This is a genomic window from Mucilaginibacter sp. P4_D1 (assembly GCF_056401935.1).
Genome location: NZ_JBFUIJ010000037.1, coordinates 46,026 through 66,122, shown reverse-complemented (window position 1 = coordinate 66,122; position 20,097 = coordinate 46,026). Strand labels below are relative to the sequence as shown.

Sequence of the window (20,097 nt, the reverse complement as noted above, 5' to 3'; positions counted from 1 at the left end):
ATGATCAGGAAATTAAAATCGAGGCAATACTGCAAGAACACCGGCAAAGTCGCCCCCGAGACACATAACCGCAAAAATCTGGGCACGTTCGATTCCATGGAAGCCGAAAAAGAAATTCAGTATTTCAAGCATCATTAACGGATAAATTGATCGCGTTTAGAAAGGGAAAGTTGGCAGCAGTTTCCGGGCTGGCTGCTTGGTTTTTGTCACATTTTATATAAATCTGTGACCAGGGCTATCGTAGGCTGGTAATAAAAACGCCCCGCATTTTGCGCCTGCAAACAGCAATCAACAGGCAAAATGCGGGGCGAAAACGGGGCGGGCCCATGCCCGCCCGTCGATTGATTTAGAAACTCAGGTAGTGTCTAATAGTAATAATTTCTGATAAACATCCTCCCAGTAGGCTTTCCTTTGCTCGTCTGCCTGTCGGTTTTGAGGGTTCATATGCTCATAATGTCTGTAATCGTCGGCTTGTATAATAGCCAATTGCAGGTTATCTATTTCGATTTCACAACTGTTCAAATCTATAATTTTCATGATCTTGTTATTAGGTTACTTTTAATGGCTGTGTCCTGAAATCCAGCAGGTTCAGGAAGAACCCACGGTTAAATAAGATGCCCTCCCTGAATAGTTGCCACAAAAGCGATGCCCCGCAATTAGCCAGTGCGGAATTGATAAACAAATCCTGTTTAGTCAGGGCTTCAGCAAGTGAACAGCTTGGTGTGTTATCGGCCTCTTCGGATGCCTCCAACAATTCTTTAAATTCATCGGTAACTAAGGGCAAGGTTTCTACAGGACGATATCGTTCCGAAGCGGGTTGCTTTATTTTTTCTAAGGTTGACAGGATAACCTGGCCGCTCGAACGGCTGTTACCGAAATCCATCCAGTACTGCACACGGTTGCGGCCACTGTATTTATCAGCTAAATGCTTCAATATTCCGGCTATTTCATAACGGGCATCCACGGTATCAACGCAGGAAATGGTAATTGTAGCATTTGCTAAATCCCTGTCCTTGAGCGATACTTTATCATAACGTATCGTTTCGGCTCTCCAGTTCGTACCAAAGAAACGGTTGATGCGGTTTATCAATGCCACAGATTTGTATAAACCTAATTCAGCGGTTGTAAACAACTGCCTGCCGAGATTGGCCCTATCTATGGTATCATCATCAAATACCCTGACAAACAAACCCGCATGGCCTAACACAATAAGTGCGTGGTTCATTCTTGCGAGTGCGGTCAGTACCTGACCGCCTGTGCCGCCTGCACCAATCAGATTAACGGTTATCGGGTTATATGGTTGTAATAATTCCTTTTGCACGATGTGCACGGCGGGCTTTTGATTTTTCGCTCTCATTGGATGATATGTTTAAGGGTTAAACTTGTCTTCATTAACTCGTTCTGCGGAAACGGTTGGTTAGTTCCTGCGAGGGAACGCCATAATTCGGTGGTATTGCTTTTGGTACTATTATTACCGCTGATGGAGTGGCTGAAATTGCTGTTAAAGAAATAATTCTCCCATGTTTTCATAAATTCTTCTAAACAGGTGCTATTGCCCATATTAATTTGTACCGTCCCCATACAAACCTGACCACTCCCATAGATATTGAGAAAGGGCGCGTGGTATAGTTTGGTTTTTTCAGTCGGCTTTGCTTTCCCTGCTAACCCGTAAACCATTAAATGGTCGGTATTGGCTTTCCAGAGCATGGCAGGTATCTGGAATTTACCTGACGGAATATTCAGGCTATCAACAAAAAACAAGTTCATCTCCTGCGGTGGCGTGTACCATACGGCGTAACCATTCGCCTGTTGATTTACATAGAGCATATTGGATGGCAATAACCCTTTACTTTTGAGATAGCCACTTTTGATTTCCTGCGTGGTCTGCAACAACCCGCTCAATGCAGCCATTTCCTTTTCGTTCAAAGGATGTGCATTGACAGGCTTGCCGTTCCTGCCTATATCATAACTCTCTACATAAATCTCCGTTCTTTTCTCTTCCCTTTGGAACTGGTTAATTTCTTCTGCTTTGTCATACCTGTAAATCAGCAGGGCTTTGAACGGTTCAAAACCGCTGTTAAACTGTTGCGTTATATTTTTCATGGTCGTCATCATTAAGTAAATCCCGTAAGCGTTCGATCAAGTCAAACAGGCGGTTCTCAAAATCAAAATCTTTCCTGTCGGGATCGGGTAGGGTATCAAAATAATAAACGGCGGTCGGTTCATCGATGACAGGTCGTTCCTGAAAGGAGCAGTTGATCATTTCCAGTAATTCATGCTGAAAACAATCCTTATCGCTCCAATAAAAACTCATGTATTCGCAGACCCTGATACGTTCTTCCTCATCAGGATATACCAAATCTTCGTGGATACCATCCGCTAAAGAGCGTTTAGGGTACTGGCGGTAAAGCTGTAAAAATTCTATGCCCAATAGTTCCCATTCCAGTTCGTGCCTGTCCCTATGGTGATAGTTGATTATCACACTTTCCATTTTACCAAGCCATTCGGGATTTTTGATGATCGGCATGATACGACCTCCTGCACGCCTTAACTCATATAGCGCATTTTCCTGTTGTTGTCGCCAAGCTTTATCTTCCCCGTCATTATTTCCCTCGTCCTCTGCCTCGCTTATCCATTGTTCTAAAGTATCATATTGACAATCCATAAAACTGCCATACTCGGCATAAAAGGGAATATCCACCACTTGGTGCAGGTAAGCGAATATGACGGTGACGAGTTCAGTAATGGCTTGATACTCGTCACATTGCGACCAATGCCAGTAAGCCCTTACAGGAATATAAAACAGGCAATGGCTCAAATCGAAGGTTTTGACCACCGACAACACCGCCTGTTTCCCTTTAGTCTGTAAAATCATACAATGGTGGTCACGGTTGATATCCCGTACCTGCTTTTCAACTGCCTGCCAGGTACTGTAAATGTTCCGCGGGAACGGCAGGCCGGTTTTCGGTATCGCTAAACCATAATGCTTACATAGATTGGCAAGGGAGTGAAAATACTCCCTTGCTATCCTTTCCCTGTTGGCTGTAAAAGACCAAAACGGCAGAAAACTGTGGTTTAAAAAACCATTTCCGTCAGACCTGCGGGAGCGCTCTTTAACGGATTTCGCCTGACCTCGTCCGCATCGGGCAGGCGGTTTAACCGCTCTGCCAGTTCGCCGAATAATTGCTGTAGTTTCCATTGCCTGCCTTTCCTGTTAATTTTAATTATCCTGTTTGCTGATTTCGTTTTCATCGCTTATCCTTTCGTTCCCATGGTGCTTTCAAACCTGTACTGCGCTTCATCGTCCTTGATTTCAGGGCCGGTTATTTTGGCATTGGTCAGTATAGGGTAGGTCGCTGCGTAAAAATTCTGAACATCGGCAATAGTAAACGTATTGTTTGGGTCGGTTAACCGGATTTCCTGCCCGTTTTCCCTGTGCAGGAATACCCTCGGTAATATCATTGCTTTCATGGCTGTGCGTTAATCGTTAAAACTTGCGGTTAATTTATCGTAGGCTTCCTTACCCGCCTCCAAGGTCTTGCGTTTGGCTGTTATGGCTTCCGCTTTATCGGGATAGTCCGCAACGTCAGGTAAATTGGAAAGCGCTTCGGCATACTTGGTATTTCGAGCCAGTTCTTTAACCTTTTCCATCGCTTCATCATAAAGCCGTTTCTTTTCGGCCTTGGCCTGCTTGTCATCATCGGGCGGGGTAAACAGGTTGTTTTCCTCGTCCTTGTCGTCCCCGTCCGATTCATCCCCGGCAGGTATGCCCGCTTTGGCTTTTTCAGACTTGGCGTTCTTTTTCGCCTTGTCCAGTTCTTTTTGATAGCTTTCTAAATTGCTTATCAATCCGGCGGTTTGTTTAACAGGCTGTGCCAGTTGCTCAAAAAAGCCCTCGTCCAGTTCCCCGACGGTCGCCTTAAAAAGCATCGGCGGCAAACCGTCAATAGCTTTATCTTTTTTAAGTACCACTGATACGGTTTGCACCCCTGTTTCATCCAGATTAATATTGAGCAGGAAATTACCCTTAAAGCCTAAACCGGCTATTTGCTGAAAAAAGTTCGTTTTCATATTCGTTAAAATTTAAGTGATTAAATCCTGCGATGGCGAGTAAGAACAAACCCGCCAACAGGCATAGCGTTCCGATAAAATAGATGACCCTTTCTATGACCATGGTAAAAATGAATCTGCCATAGGTGGGGAATTGCTGTAAACCGCCGATACCCCTGCGATTAAATCTGCGCCCGCCGATATGGTAGCGGATAAATAAACCTATTGCGGCCAGTATCATCCCGGTTAAAAATGTGGTATTCATGACAGTTTGATTTTAGATAGTTTCATCCCTTTTCTCCGTTGGTAAGTTGCCTGGTAACCACTGCTTTCAATCACGCGCAATAACAGGCGTTTGGCGTTGGTTGTATCTGCATCATCCTCCGCAGTCATTTGACAAAAAGCGAGTTCGTCAAAAAAGCGTAAGGTTTTCGCTAATGATTTTAGGGCACTTTTTTCTGTTTTTACTGACAATATGCTCATGGCTAATCGAGTAAAGTAAATGATAATGAGGGGGATCGCTCCCCCTCGTTTGTTAATTCAGGTTGAGCGCATCAACTCCGTTTTTGGCAAAGTTCCCGCAGAGGTCAAAAGCGACCTGCGCCCTTTGTTTGGCTGTGCCGTCCATGATGGATTTGAATTTGGCTTCGCTGTCCTTGAAATTTCGGACGTTCTGGTAGTAGCCTGTGATGGCATTATATGCGCCGAATAAAGTGCCTGCGGTAGTTTCCATTTGCTGGGTCGGGTTGCMCATCGCATAGGCGTAAGCATTATCGACGATGTTGGTATAGGTGGTCGAAAGTTTATCTACCAAACCCAGTTCCAGATAACTGATTACTTCCTTATTCGGTGCCATAGCCACCTGTATCAGTTTTTTCACTTGTTTGTCCGTGATACGCACCTTAGTCCAGTAATTAAACAATTCCTCTAATTCTTCGGCTATTACGTGAGAAATACCCATTAATGTATGCGCCTGTTTCAAGCGGTCATTAGCTGAAGCGGTATGCCTTATTTTAATCCCATTGGAATGGTTACGCATAGCGGCGTTTAGCGTATTGTTGCAAACGATGCGGGTTGGTGTAAAAGCGGCGGTAATACTACCGAATCCATCGTGGGAAGTGGTCAGGAATAAATATTGTTCGATTAAATCCTGCTTGCCTACTTTAATATAATCGGGCAGTTTAGCCGTAATAAATATCCGTTCGCCCTTGCCCAGTGCGCCTGCGGTCTCGTATTTGATACCGCTTTCCCCGCCCGCTATAGCATCGAAGAACTGGAACGCATCGGCGTTTTGTACCACTTCGTAATCCTTGCCGACCACGCCTAAAACCGAATTATTATCATTTCTCACCGTAGCATAAAAGTTCGGTACGGAGATTTTGGGGAACGAAACGCCGTTAGCTGATTCGTTCTCTAAAAGATTGGTAAACAAGGGGCGTTTTTCCACTATATAATCTAAACCTGCATAGCGGATTGCTTCCGCACTTGTCGGGTAGTCCTCCACGATTTGCCCTAAGCCATGCCATGCTTTTTCCTTTACACTAAAGAAACTGTGCTTTGCTGCCTGTTCGTTATAAAAAAGATCGTGTGCCATGATATTCGTTTTTTTAAGTTTAAAATTGATTTGTTTCGTTTGTCTTCTTTACATTTTAGCCGTGTAGAAACGGCTATATGCGTTTAGTTAAATTCTTTGCTTGGTTTTAGCACTTTGTTTTTATCACCGGCCTGTGCGGCTTTGGCATCATTTGTTTTACCAGATTTGGTCAGCATATTAATTTCATCGGTGCGGAATTTCAGGCTTGCCTGTGCTTCGCCGTCACGATTTACCCAAGGCTCGGCGGTCATAAATCCTGAAAGCTGTACCAACATCCCTTTGGTTAAATAAGGGGCTATGGCATCGGTACGCCAATAGGTACATTCCACATAGGCGGTTTCCTGCTTTTGCTGCCCCTGTGATTTAAAATTGCGGTTAACCGCTACCCTAAAACCTGTTACATTTTTCTCTGCGTTTACCGCCCTCACGGTAGCATCAGCCACCAATCTTCCTGTGATTTCCATAACGTTGTGTTTTTTTAATGAATAAATTTTTTTCGTTATTCCTTTTTGTTCCCCTATGCTTTGCGGCCCTGCCCGGGTAGTTTTTTTCAAAGAAAAAAGAGTAAAAAAGAAAGCAATGGGAGGTGTGATTGTAAAGACACGGGAGAACTATAAGTCCCGGAGGGTGGCCGTAGCGCAGCGGAGGACATTATGCGTTCGTACGTGGCTGCAATCACGACCTCCGCGTCCTTTTTTACTCTTGTTTCTGAGAAGAACTGGTGATATCTTCGCCCGYCATTTCTCAAATGCAGCAAGCTGCTTTTGATCCTCGCCGGGGCTTTTGCAGCACAGCGAAAATGCCTTGAGGTGGCGGTAGGGATCGCAGCGGCATCCTCAGCAGGAGATGTAGCGCAGAGCCCGGTCCGCTGCAAGCGGAACCGCACAACCGTTTAGAAACGGCTATAAACGGATAATAGGAGGCTTTTTAACATCAACCCGCCCAATTTTGTTCCATAAATTTTTTGATCATGAACAATTTGAGTAACAGCGTGCGGTTGACCGGCAGGTTGGGCGCAGCACCGGAGATGAAGAACATCGATGACGAGAAAAAGGTCGCTAAAATTAGTTTAGCGACGAATTATTACCGGAAAAATGGAAAAGGTGAAACGGTCCAGGAAACGCATTGGCACCAGTTAGTGTTGTGGAACTGCCAGGCGGAAATCGCGGAAAAGTATTTGGATAAGGGCAGCCAGATCGCGATCGAGGGGAGATTGGCCAACCGCTTTTATACAGATCAGGATGGCGCGCGGCATTATGTTACCGAGGTGGTGGTCAGTGAACTGATGATGCTGGATAAAAAAGCCGGTTAGATGACAGTGAGTGTTTTGAGCGCGGTGTTGGCAGGGATCGATGCCGTGCTGATCAGCGTGGAGACGAGGATCTGTGCCGGGCTGAGTTATTTTATTATAGGCTTGCCTGGTGAGGCGGTAAAGGAGAGTCTGTTCAGGGTGGAGAGTGCGATCACATCGGGTGTGTTCGAGATGCCCCGTCAGAAGATCCTGATCAGCCTGGCACCGGCGGGTATCCGAAAGGAGGGCGCGGTGTTCGATCTGCCCATTGCACTGAGCATACTGGCGGCGTCCGGTCAACTTGCCCCGGAACGGATGAATAACTTCCTGTTTACCGGTGAATTGTCATTGACGGGGAAGTTACGACCGATCAATGGCGCGTTATCCGTAGCGGTGGAAGCCCGCAAGGCGGGCGTTAAACACCTGGTCGTACCCAAAGAAAATGCCAATGAAGCCGCTATGGTCAGTGACCTGGAGGTTTTTGGTTTTGAGACCCTTACAGAAGTGGTGAATTTTTTATATGATCCCACCCGCGTGATTCCTGCAACGGTGAAGCAAAGGGATGTCAGGAAAGCGGAACATTTGTACCAGGCCGATCTTTCGGAAGTCCGCGGGCAGGAGAAAGTGAAGCGGGCGCTGGAAGTGATGGCGGCGGGCGGGCATAATGGTTTGCTCATCGGGCCGCCGGGTACGGGAAAGACCATGCTGGCGAGACGGTTACCGGGTATACTGCCGCCGCTCGGTTTGCAGGAATCGTTGGAGACCACCCGGATTTATTCCGTCGCCGGACAACTTGATGCTGCCGGACTGATCACCGAGCGGCCTTTTCGCTCGCCGCATCATACGGCGAGCGACATTTCGTTGGTCGGGGGAGGGCCGGTGGCGATGCCGGGGGAAATTTCCCTGGCGCATAACGGCGTGCTGTTCATGGATGAACTGCCCGAGTTCAAGAGGCGTGTATTGGAAGTACTGCGGCAGCCGTTAGAAGAGCGGCAGATCGCTATTTCGCGGGCGAGTTATGTGGTGAACTTCCCGGCCAATTTTGTTTTGCTTGCGGCGATGAATCCGTGTCCCTGCGGGTTTTATGGCCATCCCGACCGAAAATGCAGCTGCACCCTGCAGGCGATCCGTTTGTACCGGGCAAAGCTGTCCGGGCCTTTGCTGGACCGTATTGATCTGCATATTTCCGTGCCGCCGGCAGATCTCAATGAACGGTCTGCGGAAAGCAGTGCGGTTGTACGCGAACGGGTGATCGCCGCGCGGAACATTCAATTGGAACGTGCGGGTGTTTGTAATGCGCTGCTTCATAATGCGCATTTGCGCAAGCATTGTGGCTTAGGCAAGATCGAGCAGGAGGTGCTGAACCAGGCCATGTTGCAGCACAAGTTATCGGCCCGTTCATATGAGCGCATTTTGAAAATGGCGCGTACGGTAGCTGACCTTTCAGGCGCTAAAAACATCGGACTGACGCACCTGGCGGAGGCGATCGGTTTCCGTGCGATGCCTTAAACAACGATCTCGCGTTGTCGGCGGACGATCAGGACGGTTTCGTCCTCCATTTCTTTATAACCCAATTCAAAATTGAAGCAATAAATTTCCCCGGTCTTTTTGGTGCGGGTGCGGCTGGTAAAATATTTGAAGGTAAAGCCGCGGCCGTCCAGATCTTGCTTATCCATAGAAATGATGTCCTTGTTGCCTAAGCACTGATCCAGTATTTGCCGGTTCTTTACCAAAATTTGCTGCACCCGCTTCATGTAGGCGGCCAGGCTCATTTCGGGCGTAGCAGTTTCGTCTTTGTTGTTATTATAATCGGTCTTGCAGGCATCGCTGCAATATTTTTTGTCTTTACGACCGGAACCGACCGGCTCCCCGCAATTCAGGCAGAGTTTTTCATCCATGGCATAAACGTTTAGAAACGGCTATTTATGGATAAAACAATGAATTTGATTTTTGTTTGGCAGAATTTTGTGCCGTTAATCAATGCGATATGGAAACGATAGTTAAAAGACGGCTGGACTCCGAAATGTTCGGCGAAGAAGGCAGGTTGTACTTTGTGGACCTGATGCAGGCGAAGAATCATAAGCCTTATTTACAGATCACCCGGACGGATTACAAGGCGAAGGAAAAATATGAACGCTCATCGGTCATTTTGTTTGAGCGTGATTTCGAGTTCTTCGCGGAGGCGGTGGCGATGGTGTTGCGGCGGTACAGTCATGGTGAAGGGAGGCCCGCCTGATGGAAAATATTAAAACACTGCCGCTGATGGAGCGGCCGCGCGAAAAGCTGCAATACCAGGGCGTGAATGCGCTGAGTGATGAAGAATTGCTGGCGATTTTGCTGGGTTCGGGTACGCCGAAAGTACCGTTGAACCAAATTTGCGCCAACCTGCTGGGCGACTATCAAATGTCGGCCATCGCGGAAATGGATATGAAAACGCTTTGCGGATTCAAGGGTATCGGTCCGGCCAAAGCGACCATCCTGCTGGCCGTGACCGAGTTTTGCCGGAGAACGCAACTCAACCGCCAATTGCTGAAAGACGTACAAGCCTGTTATGGCGTACTGCGTCCCATCCTAAACGAAGCAGACCAATTACAATATATCCTCCTGCTGATTTCCAGCGGACGGGAACTGCTGGCCTTCTGCGAAGCAGGCAGTGTCCTGCCGGACATCGGCTGGATCATGAGACTGGCCTGCAAAGCCGGTGCCGCACGCATCCTTTTAGGCCGCAACGGCTGGCCCGCCTTCAGCAACACCGAAAGCAGGTACCTCGGCGAACTCCAAGCTGCCAGCGCCGCCCTGGGCATCATCTGTGAAGGACTAATGGCCGTCGGGCCGGAACGTTTTAAAATGATTTGAAATGGAAATTGAAAATGTTATTGGTAGACATGTCTCGCTTGATCCCTTAATTGAGGGCTTTAGAGGTTGTTGTCCTTTTCATGCTGATAGTAAGCGCATGCTCATCGTTATACCCGGTATTAAATTTACGAGTGCCTCGTTTGCGGAAAACAGGGAAATATGGATGATTTTATCATTGAAGTGAAAAGATCAAAGCAAGTGCAGGAAACATTATGCAATGTTAACCGGAGAGGCACCGTTTACGTTCTGGAACTTGAAGGCGGTCATTATTATATTGGTTTTACCAGGCGGCTCAAAGAAAGGCTGCGAAAACACTTTGAACGTATGGGTTCCTATTGGACAAAACGGTTTAGGCCATTAAAGTTGCTGGAAGTCTACGAAAATGTATTTTTCAACATGGAAATGAGGTTACTGAAAATTATATCCGTCGTTTCGGCTGGCCGGCGGTAAGAGGTGGCGATTATTGTGGTTGAAGAAATACACTACTGTTTTCGGCAAGTCTGGCGTTTATTTGTTACGGTTGTAAGATTTCAATTTTTAACTGGGATTTTCTGACTATATGGATACTGATATCGACGTACAATTCAAGGGTAAGAGCTGTGCGTGTACGCAGTTGCATAAACCGCTAAAAGTCAATAAGCGCATCAAGAGGGACCTGCTTTCGCTACAAAGTCAGTTAAGTCCGCCGGCGGATGGTTTTATTGCCATGAGCCGGACCTGTCCGAAAATGTGATCGGGAATTGCCCGCAGGGCGGAATACCGGCATTATTACGTGCGAGTCAGTCTGGACAGCTTATTTGAAGGAGGTTCGCCTGAACTGGTACCGAAGTAGCGGACTGGCCGAAAGTAGGGGTGGGTGTGACACCGAACAGTATGGTTTTCACCTGGCGTGTAGGTTTCCTGATCTCCCGCCTAATGAAAAAAGAACTGGACCTCAAGTTTTATTCTAAAGTCCATCATCCAGAAAAGTCGGTCATCAAAAGCGTTTCGTCCGGTAATAAGTTCGGAAATCGGCGTTTCACGGCCGGATCAGTTGCTTATGGCGTTGTTTGTATATATCCGTGAATTTCGTACGTATAATATGCCATATAACCTCGGTACCAGTTACTTGGTGACGCGTGAGCTGGGTTGTTGCAAGGCAGCACTGATGAGGGTGGGACAAGTTGGTGACATTAAACAATCTGTTCTCCCTTTGGGCATTTGTTTTTCCCGGTGGTGCTTTCCTGTGAGAACATCCCTGCCACCCACTATGGGTATTTTCAACTATGAACAGTTCGGATACGCCGGTGTCTTTTAAATAGCGCAGGACAATAATTGGCCATCATTTGACAATATACGGGCAAAACACCTCAACCACATAAGGTACCTTTGCGCCGTTAAACTCATAACGTAATGAAGGACCAAATCGCTCATTTTAACATGGATGCAGTCCTGTCAGCGTTCAGTGAACCGTTGCAATATTTAATATTACCGCGGATGACAAGTAAATAATTTGCACCGAAACACCATTCGATTACCCGCCTTATGATAATCTGTCGCATCGACACCCAATCCATTAGCTACACCTTTACCGCATTGTTTACCGTAAAGTCATTTTGAAAAGGCAGAAAGGCACGCAGCCTGCCGATCGCCCTGGCCGTGAACCAAATTTCTCGGGAGCGCAATAACCTACTTCTGATTTGCACACCAAAAATAAAATCTCAACCCTAAATTGATCTTGAACAGTTTATTGAAACGGCGGGAAAACATAAAAGCTGGCAGAGTAGCGCCGCTCGTCTATCCACGCTTCTACAGGCGCGGGCAGGGATATGCGCCGCTGGTTCCCGGGCATCATTTTCTCATTGACGAGAAGCACAGCTGGTGCGGGGCCTTCCAGGAGCGGATAAACCGGGATTTTGATTGATGGCGATGGAAATTCACGTTAGGCGAACGGTTAATCGGCAGCGTTATTTCAAATAACTTTTAATACTAAAATGCATAATTGATTGTGCCTTTAGAATGATATAACAATAAATTGATTAAAATTTTTAATAGTAATCGTTATGGGCAATCCGGGAAATAATCATAGGCATACGGACGAACTTATTTATCAGATGTGCTATGAGCACAGCCTTGATGGGATACTCTTAACTATCCCGGATGGGAATGTTTTAGCTGCCAATCCTGCTGCATGTGAGATTTTCGGTAGGAGCGAAGCTGAAATTTGCAGCTCAAGCCGTTCAATGCTTTTCGATCAAGGTGATGCTAATTTCGAAAAATTAAAAATTGAACGGGAGCAATCCGGCGCAGTGAGGGGTGATCTCACCCTGGTGCGAAGGGATGGCACCAAGCTTATCGCTGAAATCAGTAACAGGATATTTACTACAGATAAAGGTGAATTACGTGCCATCATCATCATCCGCGATAAAACAGAAAAGATTTTAGCAGAACAAAAAATTCGGGAATCTGAAGAAAAATATAAACAGATTGTCGAGTTATCTCAGGAGGGTATCTGGGTAATCGATGAAGACAATAAGACGGCTTTTACAAATGACGCCATGGCCGGCATGCTGGGTTACGAACGGGAGGAAATGATCGGCAAGGAACTTTTCGACTTTATGGACGATGAAGGCTGTAAAATCTCGGGAAGTAATATTGAAAAGCGGAAGAATGGTGTTACGGAACAGCATGACTTTGTTTTCTTAAAAAAAGACGGAACAAAGGTCTGGGCGATCGTCGCTGCCACGCCCATTTTTAAGGATGGTCTTTATGGTGGCGTAATGGCGATGATAACAGATATAACGCAAAGAAAGCTTGCCGAGGCAAACGTCATCTCCAGCGAAGAACGCTTTCGGGAACTGGTTGAAAATAATAATGACGTGATCTTATTGCTGGACAAAAACCTAAGGACAATTTACCGGAGCCCGGCAACATTCCGGATCATGGGTTTTACGGACGAAGAACGTATTGGCCGGAGTTACCTGGAGCTGGCCCATCCGGATGATTTGGCTGGTATTAAAGCATTTCAGCAAATCGTCATTGAAAACCCCGGCAAACCGATGCCCATCAGTGTACGGGCAAAACACAGCGAAGGGCATTACTTATGGCTTGAAGGAATTGCCAATAACCTGGTGCACAATGCAAGTGTTAATGCCATCGTGGTTAACTTAAGGAATGTCAGCGAGCGCAAAAAAGCCGAAGATAATATTCAACGCTTGAACGACAGGTTACGTATTGCTACTGAAGCCGCCAATGTTTGTATCTGGGAATGGGACCCTGTTACCCATGATTTAGAATGGGATGACGCCATGTACAGACTTTATGGCCTTGATCCTGAAAAAGACACGATCAATTGCATGAACTGGCTGAGTTGCATACATCCGGATGATTTACAAATGGTTTTAAAAGCACGTGATGGCACCATGGCCGGGATGCACAAGCTGGATATCGAATTCAGGATTTTAGGGGCTCCCGATCAACCGAATCGATATATACGTTCCAAAGCGTTAACTGTAATAGACAATAAAACAGGCAAATTACTAAAAATGATCGGCAGCAACTGGGATATCACCGAACATCGGATTGCAAAAGAGGAAAAAGAAAAAATTTTGGCTGACCTGATCCGTAGAAATGATGACCTGGAACAATTTGCCTATACCATTTCTCATAACCTGCGCGCACCCGTCACCAATGTCTTAAGTTTAACCGAAATGCTGGTCAATGACGATGTTGATCAGGAATCAAAAGCAATGGTTTTAAATGGGTTGGACCAATCGGTAAAGAAGATAGATCTTATTATCAATGATCTCAACAATATTTTTCAATCAAGACAAAAGGCCGGCGAAAAAAAAGAAATAGTATATTTCCAACAGCTTGTTGAAGCTTTAAAAATCAGCTTCAATCATATTATGGAAAAAGAAAACGTTTCCCTGGAATGTGATTTTAGGGAAATGGAGCATATCTCGACTGTTCGGGTTTATATATACAGTATTTTATACAACCTGGTTTTAAATAGTATCAAATACAGACGGGAGGAAGTTTTCCCGATTATCAGCATCAGCACGCAGACGGAAGACAATAAATATTTAAAACTCATTGTTGCTGACAATGGCAAGGGCATTGATCTGAACCGAAATAAAAAAATGCTTTTCGGCCTTTACCAGCGTTTTGATCAAACCGTGGAAGGACGGGGCCTGGGGTTGTATATGGTCAAGAACCAGGTTGAAGCTTTATCCGGCACTATACAAGTGCATAGCGAATTAGGCAGGGGCACATCATTCACGATAAGATTGCCTATCTGAAAGAAAACCGCCGCATTGCTGTTGCTCTAAATATTGGAATATCCGGAGGGTTCGGCTCTTAATCGCATCAAAAAAGAACTATTACCTGGCGATTATAGCAAGAGATCCAAGCCAGGAGATTTTCCACCATTCCTGGTTCAGCCGTTTACCGGCTTATAAGACAACCGCCAGATCAAGTTAAATAAAGGACAACGGCGAATCAACGTTAGGGGTAGGGCGTGCATGAATTTGCTTTACCCGGACATTTTTTCCTTTCGCCCGCTTTTTTAAGCCACAGGCCGTAACGGATTTATCTCCGGCCGACGTTAAATTTATCAGGATCAGCGATCACGATCTGGGGTTTACCTTTATACATAGTAACCACACCGATAGCGGTTAACGGTTTACCGACTACCGGTTTCGACCCCTGCTGCTCCTGCACTTCCAGGTATTCCTTCGCGCCATCTTTTAATACAACGGTCAGCAGCTGATTGGGATAAGCTGCGCCGAGATTGATCAGCGTCATGCTCCCGATATCTTTTAAGCCATATACTACATCCGTTACTTTAACCGTGTCGCCCAGGTGCTTTTGTACTTCTTTGATACCGACTTTTTGATAATGCGCTCCCCAAAAATGCGCGTTAGGAGGTGGAAGCAGTTGAACACTCGTTATTTTAACCTGCTCATCATTGAAGAACTTATTGAGTTCGCCGGCTAAGCGGATACCCGCCTGGTCAATTCTCAAGCGGATAGTTTTAATGTACTTCTTATAGTAGGCCTCTTCTACAGCTTGCCCCGGCTGAATATCGTCATACAGCTCGCTGCTGATCTGGTAGCTCTCCCAAAGCCATTCCATCGGGCTGTCCGCCTGCCATTTCTTAATCTGCGCATTGTTCGCCCAATCATATTGCTTAGCGATATCAGCCTCACTTAAACCCTCATGGTCTATTAATTTACTGTCCCAAAGGCTGTGCAGGTTAGTACCCTTGCCGTCAAACTGCAGTTGGATCGTATTGCCGCCTTTATCTGCCGCGCGGCTTACGTGCATGGGCTGGTGCGCGTCGCCAACCAGGTGAACGAGGTATTTCAATGCCTCTTTCTTTTGACCGGGTGTTGAGGTTTTATCTTTTAGGATCGCTTCAACTTTCAGAATTGCAGAATAAACGTTGTCATTCCCCTGCTTACTTACCGCATCAGCAAACTGTTCATGATTTAAACCTAAAGGTAAATTAAGGTAATGCCAGGACGCGGTCGTTTTATCCCTGTTTTCGTCGGCCCAGGTACTCACGCCGGTGAGGGTTTCCCCGCTGAGGTAAGCTTGTACCAACCTGGCCGTGTTCGCAGTCAGGTGTTTTTGGGCAATGGCCGCAACGGCCCTGTGTCCTTTAAAACCCCAGGACATCAAACCTAATGACAGGCCGATTACGGCCACAATCGTCAATTGTTTTCTCATGTGACAAAAGTATGAAAGCAATTCAATGGTTGAAATATTTATTTAATTTTTTACTAAGTTATTTAGCAAATTTACAAACCAGGCGATCAAAGTATGATCGATTATTCTGTAGAAACACTTCATGAACTAAAGAGCAGGATCAGCAGCCATGACCTCAGTTTCCTGTTTGAGTTCCACAAAAGAAATGGGCCCGTTTTGATAAGGCGTACTATTTTGCCACGTTTTACCCGTCGGAAGGTAAGGAGGAATTGATCACAGCTTCTGTAAAAAAGGCCATCATGGTTATGCGCAATAAGGTTTCAGCAGTCGGCTGCTGGCGTACCTGTTATGTTGGTGAACACGCTGATCCGAAAAAGATGGAACCATTCCCGGGGAAATTAGATGATTGGCAATGATGTTATTGTAAATCAATACATTTACGTCACCAATCAAACCCATCATGAAAAAGTACATCCTCCTCCTTATTGTCGTTGCCGGCGTATTGCTCAGCACGGGCAGACTAATGCCATCGGCTAAAACTTACGCGACCTGTAAAGGTGACAACCCCTGTAAGGCCTGCAAGAATTGTAAATACTGTAAGCGTTGCGCAAAAGATGGACTGACCTGCGGGGTTTGCAAGAAGTAAAGGTGCCGGATCCCCTTGTTTTATCAGTGATATTTGTTCAATATATAGACGGTCAGCGGATGTAACCGTTTTTCCGTATGGACGGGGTGGAAGCCGTCCGCTGTAAAATATTCTATTTTTCCGTCGATCTTGGAATACCATACCCGCCCGACCGCGTTTGCGGTCAGTGTATCGGGAGTAGTTATCTTTTTGAATTTTTCCAGCTTCAGGCTGTCCAGCGCGTATACCGGTTTTTCCCCCTGCTGTTGTTTACAGGATACGCGACGGTAATGATCTCCAGTCCAGCACATGCATTGTTGGCGTGAAGGTATGGTGACTAACGCCCAATAGAAGCCGGCGCCCGAAAGTGCCAGTACGATAAAAGCCGTGATCACGGTGCGGCGGGATAGACCCCGGGCCGGTTCCTTGTCCGGCACCACCAGGATTTCTACGTCTTTTTCTTCCGGCTTTTCCGGCAGTTCGCCGGCAGGCAGGTCTTTCGGGATAGCTTCAGCCAGGCTGATCCCTGCCGCTGCGTAATCGTAATCCCATTGCCATGGCCGGGGTTGGAAGTCGATCAGCCAGGCCAGGAGCTCGACGTTCTTTTCGTCCGTGCGGAGGTCGTTGTTTTTCAGGAATTTATCCAGCGGCCTGAACTTATCGATGTCGAATTTTCGGATGTTATGGACATAGGCGGCTTCATCGTCATGAACGCCAAAAAATGACCGGAGGATCTGCTGATCTTTTTTACCACTGCGCGCGATGAACACATCCAGGCATTCCGCCCGCAGTTTGGCAGGGGTGGAGTGAACGAGGTTGAAGGAAAGCGTGTTCTCCGTTTTCTTTTGGTGATAGGTCAGCAGGACTTGCCTTTGGTATTCAGCAAACATTCCAAATAATTTTGAGGTAAATCTAACGGAATTTCCGGATTCATCAAGGCTTTTGCGGAATTAGACCGGAATGACCGGAATTGCCGGAATCCGTTGCCTTAAGTGGTTTAGTGCCCCCTACATTTGTTTTCGAAATCAGCGGAGGCCTTCGCAGATTTCAACAGGAGCAGCGAAAGCGGGAGCCGATACCCGGCCTGGGAAGCAGGTAAAAAGCTTCCGCGATCAATGCCCGAAAACACTTCCCAAAAAATGTAAGAAGCGCTTCTTACGCGGTTTGCAGTGCTGTCCCCACACGGGCCGGCGGCGCTGCAGTGTGTATTCACCTTTTTAATTTTTTGACCAATGTTCAATTTATTCTTTGCTATTTTCATGGCATTCGCATGCCCTGCGCATCATAACGGCCGAACCGGCCAGGTAACTGTAACGGCCGCCAGCGCCGACACCGGCGGCGATAACGGGCACGTCCCGCTTCCGCCGCCTCCACCACCGCCCCCGGGCAGTTAGACCGCAATTAAGGCAAGCTTTGGCTTGCCTTTTTTTGTTGCCTGAAGTCAGTTGGCGGAGTGTTGTGCTTTTTATTATTTTAGGTGAAAATATTTACCTTGAAAAAGCCGTTGTTGTTCCTCGTCCTTTCCCTCATGCTGTTGGCCTGCCGCAAGGCGAAGCCGAAAGCGGTCGTTGACCAGTGGAAGGATTACCGGAAAGCTTACGAACTGCAGCGCCAGGGAAAAGATTCCGTGTATTATTACTTTAACAAGGCTGCCTCTAATTCCCGCAACGGTCTCGCTGTGGCCATGGCCTATAACAATATGGCCGTGATCCAGGCCGACGCGGGAGATTATTTCGGCGCGCAGGAAAGCCTGTCGTTGTCGCTGAAATCGCTTGATGAACAAAACCCAGCCCACCGTACCTGTCTTGGCAACGATTATAATGAGCTGGGCATGACCAGCTCCGCTTTGAAGGACTATGCCGCGGCCATCACATTTTACGACCGCGCGATCGCGTTCACGGACGACCTGCCCGGCAAACTGGTCATGATCAATAACAAGGCCAATGCGCTGCGGGATAAAAAGGATTATGCAGGCGCCCTGCCGCTGTACACCAAAGTTTTGCAATATAAAGGGACAAAGGGGGCTGATTACACCCGCACCATAACCAATAAGGTCATCACCCAATGGCTCAGGGATCCCCGGTATGACGCCGCCCCTGAACTGTTAAAGGCCCTGGAGATCAGGAAACGGGAAAGCGACCTTTGGGGACAGAACTCCAGCTATGCGCACCTGGCGGATTATTATTACAACACCCGCCCCGATTCCGCTTTGTTTTACGCCAAAGCCATGTTCGCCCTTTCCCGCCGGCTCAACAGTGCGGACGACCGGCTGGAAGCGCTGGAAAAACTCGTGGGCCTGAGCCCCGACCACCAGCTTTATTTCGCCATGTACCGCCAGCTTGGTGACAGCCTGCAGACCGCCCGCAACGCGGCGAAAAACCAGTTTGCGCTTGTCCGGTATAACGTGGAGAAGCAAAAGTCGGAAAACCTGATTCTCCAGCAGGAGAACGCCGAAAAACGTTACCAGATCACCTACCAGCAGATCCTGCTCGGCTTTGCCATTTTGGTATTGGCGGGTGGAACCGGGTCCGGTGTGTTCTGGTACCGGAAGAGAAAACAGCGGATGGAGCTCGAAAAACAAAACGAGATCCGGGGAGACCGGCTGAAAACGGCCAAAAAAGTGCATGACGTACTGGCGAACGGCCTTTACCGCCTGATGTCTTCGGTAGAGAACGAAGCGGGCCTGGAGAAGGAGGTTCTGCTGGATGACCTCGAGCACCTGTACGAACGGACACGCGATATTTCCTACGATGAACCGGACCTGGCCGGCGGGGACTTTCAAACGGTGCTTTCGGATTTACTGACGGCTTTTGCCGGGGCGGACCTGCGGGTGGCACTGGTAGGAAACACGGAAGCGTTGTGGGCCGGTATGGCGCCGCCGGCCAGGCAGGAACTGTATTACATCCTGCAGGAGCTGATGGTCAATATGAAGAAACACAGCGGTGCGAAGAATGTCGCCGTGCTGTTTGAGCGGGCTGATAACCGGATTACGGTCAATTACGCGGATGACGGCAAGGGCATGCCCGCGGGTCTAAACTATAAGAACGGGCTGACGAATACGGGAAACCGTATAAATGCGATCCGCGGGGAGATTAATTTTGACAGCCACGCGGGTAAGGGACTTGAGGTCCGGATCACTTTCCCGCTGAACTAAACAGGAAAATTATGTTTAAAAGAGTTTTGATAGCGGAAGACCACGAAAGCGCAAACATTTCGGTGCAGAAAACATTGCAGGAGCTGCAGATAGCCGGCGTGGACTATGCCTATTACTGTGATGATGCTTTGCTGCGGATCAGGAAGGCAATACAGTTGGAGGAGCCTTATGAGCTGCTGATCACAGACCTTTCGTTCGAGGAGGACGGACGTGCGCAGGCACTGCCGGACGGGCCTGCCCTGATCAGGGCTGCGCGCGGCCTGCAGCCAGGTTTAAAGGTGCTGGTATTTTCGGCGGAGCAAAAAGCGGCAGTGATCGAGCCGCTTTTTAAAGAACTGCAGATAGACGGTTACGTGCGCAAAGCCCGGCGGGACGCCCAGGAGCTTAAACAGGCGGTGGAGACCATCGTTAAAAACAGGGTCCATTTCCCGGCACACCTGCGGCTGGCGGTCAGCCAGAAGAATACCTACGCTTTTACCGAGTACGATGTCCGGCTCATCAAACTGCTCGCCGGCGGCATGAGCCAGAAAGACATCCCGGCCTATCTGCAGGAAAAAGAGATCAGCCCCGCAAGCCTGAGCAGCGTCGAAAAACGACTCAACCAGATCAGGCAGGCCTTGGAGTTTACGAAGAACGAGCAGCTGGTGGTTTTTTGTAAGGATATGGGGATTATCTGATCCCTGTTTTTCCGGGCGGGTTTTATTTTAGTTTGATATATGCTATTTGGCATGTATGACATGTTTTGCAAAAAAAAGCTTCGAATGCCGGTAAATAGTTAATGGGTTTACGGTTTCCCGTAAAAATCCCTGTTGGCGGCTGTATACTTTTGAATGGTA

24 protein-coding genes are annotated in these 20,097 nt (G+C 47.4%); 10 read left to right on the top strand and 14 right to left on the bottom strand.

The window, feature by feature from the left end:
• A complete protein-coding gene (locus AC1DV1_RS23780; protein ID WP_477364525.1) occupies positions 1-138 on the top strand; it encodes a hypothetical protein in 138 nt (45 codons plus the stop codon).
• A gap of 216 nt (positions 139-354) precedes the next feature.
• Here AC1DV1_RS23780 and AC1DV1_RS23775 read toward each other — a convergent pair whose 3' ends face one another.
• The 11 genes from AC1DV1_RS23775 to AC1DV1_RS23725 all read right to left on the bottom strand — a co-directional run bounded on the left by AC1DV1_RS23775 (position 355) and on the right by AC1DV1_RS23725 (position 6,108).
• Positions 355-537: a hypothetical protein gene (locus AC1DV1_RS23775; RefSeq protein WP_477364522.1), complete on the bottom strand. Its 183-nt coding sequence runs from the start codon at positions 535-537 to the stop codon at positions 355-357.
• A 10-nt stretch (positions 538-547) separates the two neighbouring features.
• Entirely contained in the window at positions 548-1,357 is an 810-nt protein-coding gene (locus AC1DV1_RS23770) for a PRTRC system ThiF family protein (protein ID WP_477364519.1), read from the bottom strand.
• Positions 1,354-2,103 carry a PRTRC system protein B gene (locus AC1DV1_RS23765; protein ID WP_477364516.1) on the bottom strand — a complete coding sequence of 250 codons (750 nt, stop codon included), beginning with the start codon at positions 2,101-2,103 and terminating at the stop codon, positions 1,354-1,356. Before AC1DV1_RS23765 ends, AC1DV1_RS23770 begins: the two co-directional genes overlap by 4 nt.
• Complete coding sequence (locus tag AC1DV1_RS23760; protein ID WP_477364513.1) at positions 2,078-2,875, bottom strand: hypothetical protein; 798 nt, start codon at positions 2,873-2,875, stop codon at positions 2,078-2,080. The genes AC1DV1_RS23765 and AC1DV1_RS23760 overlap by 26 nt, the downstream gene beginning before the upstream one ends.
• Positions 2,876-3,075: 200 nt before the next feature.
• Positions 3,076-3,252 carry a hypothetical protein gene (locus AC1DV1_RS23755; RefSeq protein WP_477364510.1) on the bottom strand — a complete coding sequence of 59 codons (177 nt, stop codon included), beginning with the start codon at positions 3,250-3,252 and terminating at the stop codon, positions 3,076-3,078.
• Between the two features lie 3 nt (positions 3,253-3,255).
• On the bottom strand, positions 3,256-3,471 hold the full coding sequence (locus tag AC1DV1_RS23750) for a PRTRC system protein C (protein WP_477364507.1): 216 nt from the start codon (positions 3,469-3,471) through the stop codon (positions 3,256-3,258).
• A gap of 9 nt (positions 3,472-3,480) precedes the next feature.
• The gene (locus AC1DV1_RS23745; protein ID WP_477364504.1) at positions 3,481-4,071 is read right to left on the bottom strand and encodes a PRTRC system protein E; all 591 of its coding nucleotides are present in this window, start codon (positions 4,069-4,071) and stop codon (positions 3,481-3,483) included.
• On the bottom strand, positions 4,028-4,315 hold the full coding sequence (locus tag AC1DV1_RS23740) for a hypothetical protein (RefSeq protein ID WP_477364501.1): 288 nt from the start codon (positions 4,313-4,315) through the stop codon (positions 4,028-4,030). The genes AC1DV1_RS23745 and AC1DV1_RS23740 overlap by 44 nt, the downstream gene beginning before the upstream one ends.
• Positions 4,312-4,533, bottom strand: coding sequence for a hypothetical protein (locus AC1DV1_RS23735; protein ID WP_477364498.1), 222 nt, complete (start codon positions 4,531-4,533; stop codon positions 4,312-4,314). Before AC1DV1_RS23735 ends, AC1DV1_RS23740 begins: the two co-directional genes overlap by 4 nt.
• A gap of 52 nt (positions 4,534-4,585) precedes the next feature.
• Positions 4,586-5,644 carry a DUF932 domain-containing protein gene (locus AC1DV1_RS23730; protein WP_477364495.1) on the bottom strand — a complete coding sequence of 353 codons (1,059 nt, stop codon included), beginning with the start codon at positions 5,642-5,644 and terminating at the stop codon, positions 4,586-4,588.
• Between the two features lie 83 nt (positions 5,645-5,727).
• Entirely contained in the window at positions 5,728-6,108 is a 381-nt protein-coding gene (locus AC1DV1_RS23725; protein ID WP_477364492.1) for a single-stranded DNA-binding protein, read from the bottom strand.
• Positions 6,109-6,614: 506 nt separating this feature from the next.
• On the opposite strand from AC1DV1_RS23725, the gene AC1DV1_RS23720 reads away from it, so the two are divergent.
• Complete coding sequence (locus AC1DV1_RS23720) at positions 6,615-6,956, top strand: single-stranded DNA-binding protein (protein ID WP_477364489.1); 342 nt, start codon at positions 6,615-6,617, stop codon at positions 6,954-6,956.
• Positions 6,957-8,444 carry a YifB family Mg chelatase-like AAA ATPase gene (locus AC1DV1_RS23715; RefSeq protein ID WP_477364485.1) on the top strand — a complete coding sequence of 496 codons (1,488 nt, stop codon included), beginning with the start codon at positions 6,957-6,959 and terminating at the stop codon, positions 8,442-8,444.
• Here AC1DV1_RS23715 and AC1DV1_RS23710 read toward each other — a convergent pair.
• Positions 8,441-8,833, bottom strand: a complete 393-nt coding sequence (locus tag AC1DV1_RS23710; RefSeq protein WP_477364482.1) for a hypothetical protein — start codon at positions 8,831-8,833, stop codon at positions 8,441-8,443. The genes AC1DV1_RS23715 and AC1DV1_RS23710 overlap by 4 nt on opposite strands.
• A gap of 89 nt (positions 8,834-8,922) precedes the next feature.
• On the opposite strand from AC1DV1_RS23710, the gene AC1DV1_RS23705 reads away from it, so the two are divergent.
• The 4 genes from AC1DV1_RS23705 (at position 8,923) to AC1DV1_RS23690 (ending at position 14,071) form a co-directional block, all read left to right on the top strand.
• A complete protein-coding gene (locus tag AC1DV1_RS23705) occupies positions 8,923-9,171 on the top strand; it encodes a hypothetical protein (RefSeq protein ID WP_477364479.1) in 249 nt (82 codons plus the stop codon).
• A complete protein-coding gene (locus tag AC1DV1_RS23700; RefSeq protein ID WP_477364475.1) occupies positions 9,171-9,791 on the top strand; it encodes a UPF0758 domain-containing protein in 621 nt (206 codons plus the stop codon). The genes AC1DV1_RS23705 and AC1DV1_RS23700 overlap by 1 nt, the downstream gene beginning before the upstream one ends.
• A gap of 159 nt (positions 9,792-9,950) precedes the next feature.
• Entirely contained in the window at positions 9,951-10,241 is a 291-nt protein-coding gene (locus tag AC1DV1_RS23695; RefSeq protein ID WP_477364472.1) for a GIY-YIG nuclease family protein, read from the top strand.
• Positions 10,242-11,833: 1,592 nt separating this feature from the next.
• Positions 11,834-14,071, top strand: a complete 2,238-nt coding sequence (locus AC1DV1_RS23690) for a PAS domain S-box protein (RefSeq protein WP_477364469.1) — start codon at positions 11,834-11,836, stop codon at positions 14,069-14,071.
• Positions 14,072-14,360: 289 nt separating this feature from the next.
• Here the strand turns inward: AC1DV1_RS23690 and AC1DV1_RS23685 are convergent, their stop codons facing one another.
• A complete protein-coding gene (locus AC1DV1_RS23685; protein ID WP_477364466.1) occupies positions 14,361-15,503 on the bottom strand; it encodes a S1/P1 nuclease in 1,143 nt (380 codons plus the stop codon).
• A 648-nt stretch (positions 15,504-16,151) separates the two neighbouring features.
• On the bottom strand, positions 16,152-16,997 hold the full coding sequence (locus AC1DV1_RS23680) for a hypothetical protein (RefSeq protein WP_477364463.1): 846 nt from the start codon (positions 16,995-16,997) through the stop codon (positions 16,152-16,154).
• 342 nt (positions 16,998-17,339) lie between these two features.
• On the opposite strand from AC1DV1_RS23680, the gene AC1DV1_RS23675 reads away from it, so the two are divergent.
• From AC1DV1_RS23675 to AC1DV1_RS23665, 3 genes are all read left to right on the top strand, one after another.
• Entirely contained in the window at positions 17,340-17,501 is a 162-nt protein-coding gene (locus tag AC1DV1_RS23675; RefSeq protein WP_477364460.1) for a hypothetical protein, read from the top strand.
• An 83-nt stretch (positions 17,502-17,584) separates the two neighbouring features.
• A complete protein-coding gene (locus tag AC1DV1_RS23670) occupies positions 17,585-19,261 on the top strand; it encodes a tetratricopeptide repeat-containing sensor histidine kinase (RefSeq protein ID WP_477364457.1) in 1,677 nt (558 codons plus the stop codon).
• 11 nt (positions 19,262-19,272) lie between these two features.
• Positions 19,273-19,938: a response regulator gene (locus AC1DV1_RS23665; protein WP_477364454.1), complete on the top strand. Its 666-nt coding sequence runs from the start codon at positions 19,273-19,275 to the stop codon at positions 19,936-19,938.
• The last annotated feature ends 159 nt before the right edge of the window (positions 19,939-20,097 follow it).

Excerpts from the sequence above, each read along its gene's own strand:
- AC1DV1_RS23780 (WP_477364525.1), top strand. The coding sequence starts at position 1 with ATGATCAGGAAATTAAAATCGAGGCAATACTGCAAGAACACCGGCAAA.
- AC1DV1_RS23775 (WP_477364522.1), bottom strand. The coding sequence starts at position 537 with ATGAAAATTATAGATTTGAACAGTTGTGAAATCGAAATAGATAACCTG.
- AC1DV1_RS23770 (WP_477364519.1), bottom strand. The coding sequence starts at position 1,357 with ATGAGAGCGAAAAATCAAAAGCCCGCCGTGCACATCGTGCAAAAGGAA.
- AC1DV1_RS23765 (WP_477364516.1), bottom strand. The coding sequence starts at position 2,103 with ATGAAAAATATAACGCAACAGTTTAACAGCGGTTTTGAACCGTTCAAA.
- AC1DV1_RS23760 (WP_477364513.1), bottom strand. The coding sequence starts at position 2,875 with ATGATTTTACAGACTAAAGGGAAACAGGCGGTGTTGTCGGTGGTCAAA.
- AC1DV1_RS23755 (WP_477364510.1), bottom strand. The coding sequence starts at position 3,252 with ATGAAAACGAAATCAGCAAACAGGATAATTAAAATTAACAGGAAAGGC.
- AC1DV1_RS23750 (WP_477364507.1), bottom strand. The coding sequence starts at position 3,471 with ATGAAAGCAATGATATTACCGAGGGTATTCCTGCACAGGGAAAACGGG.
- AC1DV1_RS23745 (WP_477364504.1), bottom strand. The coding sequence starts at position 4,071 with ATGAAAACGAACTTTTTTCAGCAAATAGCCGGTTTAGGCTTTAAGGGT.
- AC1DV1_RS23740 (WP_477364501.1), bottom strand. The coding sequence starts at position 4,315 with ATGAATACCACATTTTTAACCGGGATGATACTGGCCGCAATAGGTTTA.
- AC1DV1_RS23735 (WP_477364498.1), bottom strand. The coding sequence starts at position 4,533 with ATGAGCATATTGTCAGTAAAAACAGAAAAAAGTGCCCTAAAATCATTA.
- AC1DV1_RS23725 (WP_477364492.1), bottom strand. The coding sequence starts at position 6,108 with ATGGAAATCACAGGAAGATTGGTGGCTGATGCTACCGTGAGGGCGGTA.
- AC1DV1_RS23720 (WP_477364489.1), top strand. The coding sequence starts at position 6,615 with ATGAACAATTTGAGTAACAGCGTGCGGTTGACCGGCAGGTTGGGCGCA.
- AC1DV1_RS23715 (WP_477364485.1), top strand. The coding sequence starts at position 6,957 with ATGACAGTGAGTGTTTTGAGCGCGGTGTTGGCAGGGATCGATGCCGTG.
- AC1DV1_RS23710 (WP_477364482.1), bottom strand. The coding sequence starts at position 8,833 with ATGGATGAAAAACTCTGCCTGAATTGCGGGGAGCCGGTCGGTTCCGGT.
- AC1DV1_RS23705 (WP_477364479.1), top strand. The coding sequence starts at position 8,923 with ATGGAAACGATAGTTAAAAGACGGCTGGACTCCGAAATGTTCGGCGAA.
- AC1DV1_RS23700 (WP_477364475.1), top strand. The coding sequence starts at position 9,171 with ATGGAAAATATTAAAACACTGCCGCTGATGGAGCGGCCGCGCGAAAAG.
- AC1DV1_RS23695 (WP_477364472.1), top strand. The coding sequence starts at position 9,951 with ATGGATGATTTTATCATTGAAGTGAAAAGATCAAAGCAAGTGCAGGAA.
- AC1DV1_RS23690 (WP_477364469.1), top strand. The coding sequence starts at position 11,834 with ATGGGCAATCCGGGAAATAATCATAGGCATACGGACGAACTTATTTAT.
- AC1DV1_RS23685 (WP_477364466.1), bottom strand. The coding sequence starts at position 15,503 with ATGAGAAAACAATTGACGATTGTGGCCGTAATCGGCCTGTCATTAGGT.
- AC1DV1_RS23680 (WP_477364463.1), bottom strand. The coding sequence starts at position 16,997 with ATGTTTGCTGAATACCAAAGGCAAGTCCTGCTGACCTATCACCAAAAG.
- AC1DV1_RS23675 (WP_477364460.1), top strand. The coding sequence starts at position 17,340 with ATGTTCAATTTATTCTTTGCTATTTTCATGGCATTCGCATGCCCTGCG.
- AC1DV1_RS23665 (WP_477364454.1), top strand. The coding sequence starts at position 19,273 with ATGTTTAAAAGAGTTTTGATAGCGGAAGACCACGAAAGCGCAAACATT.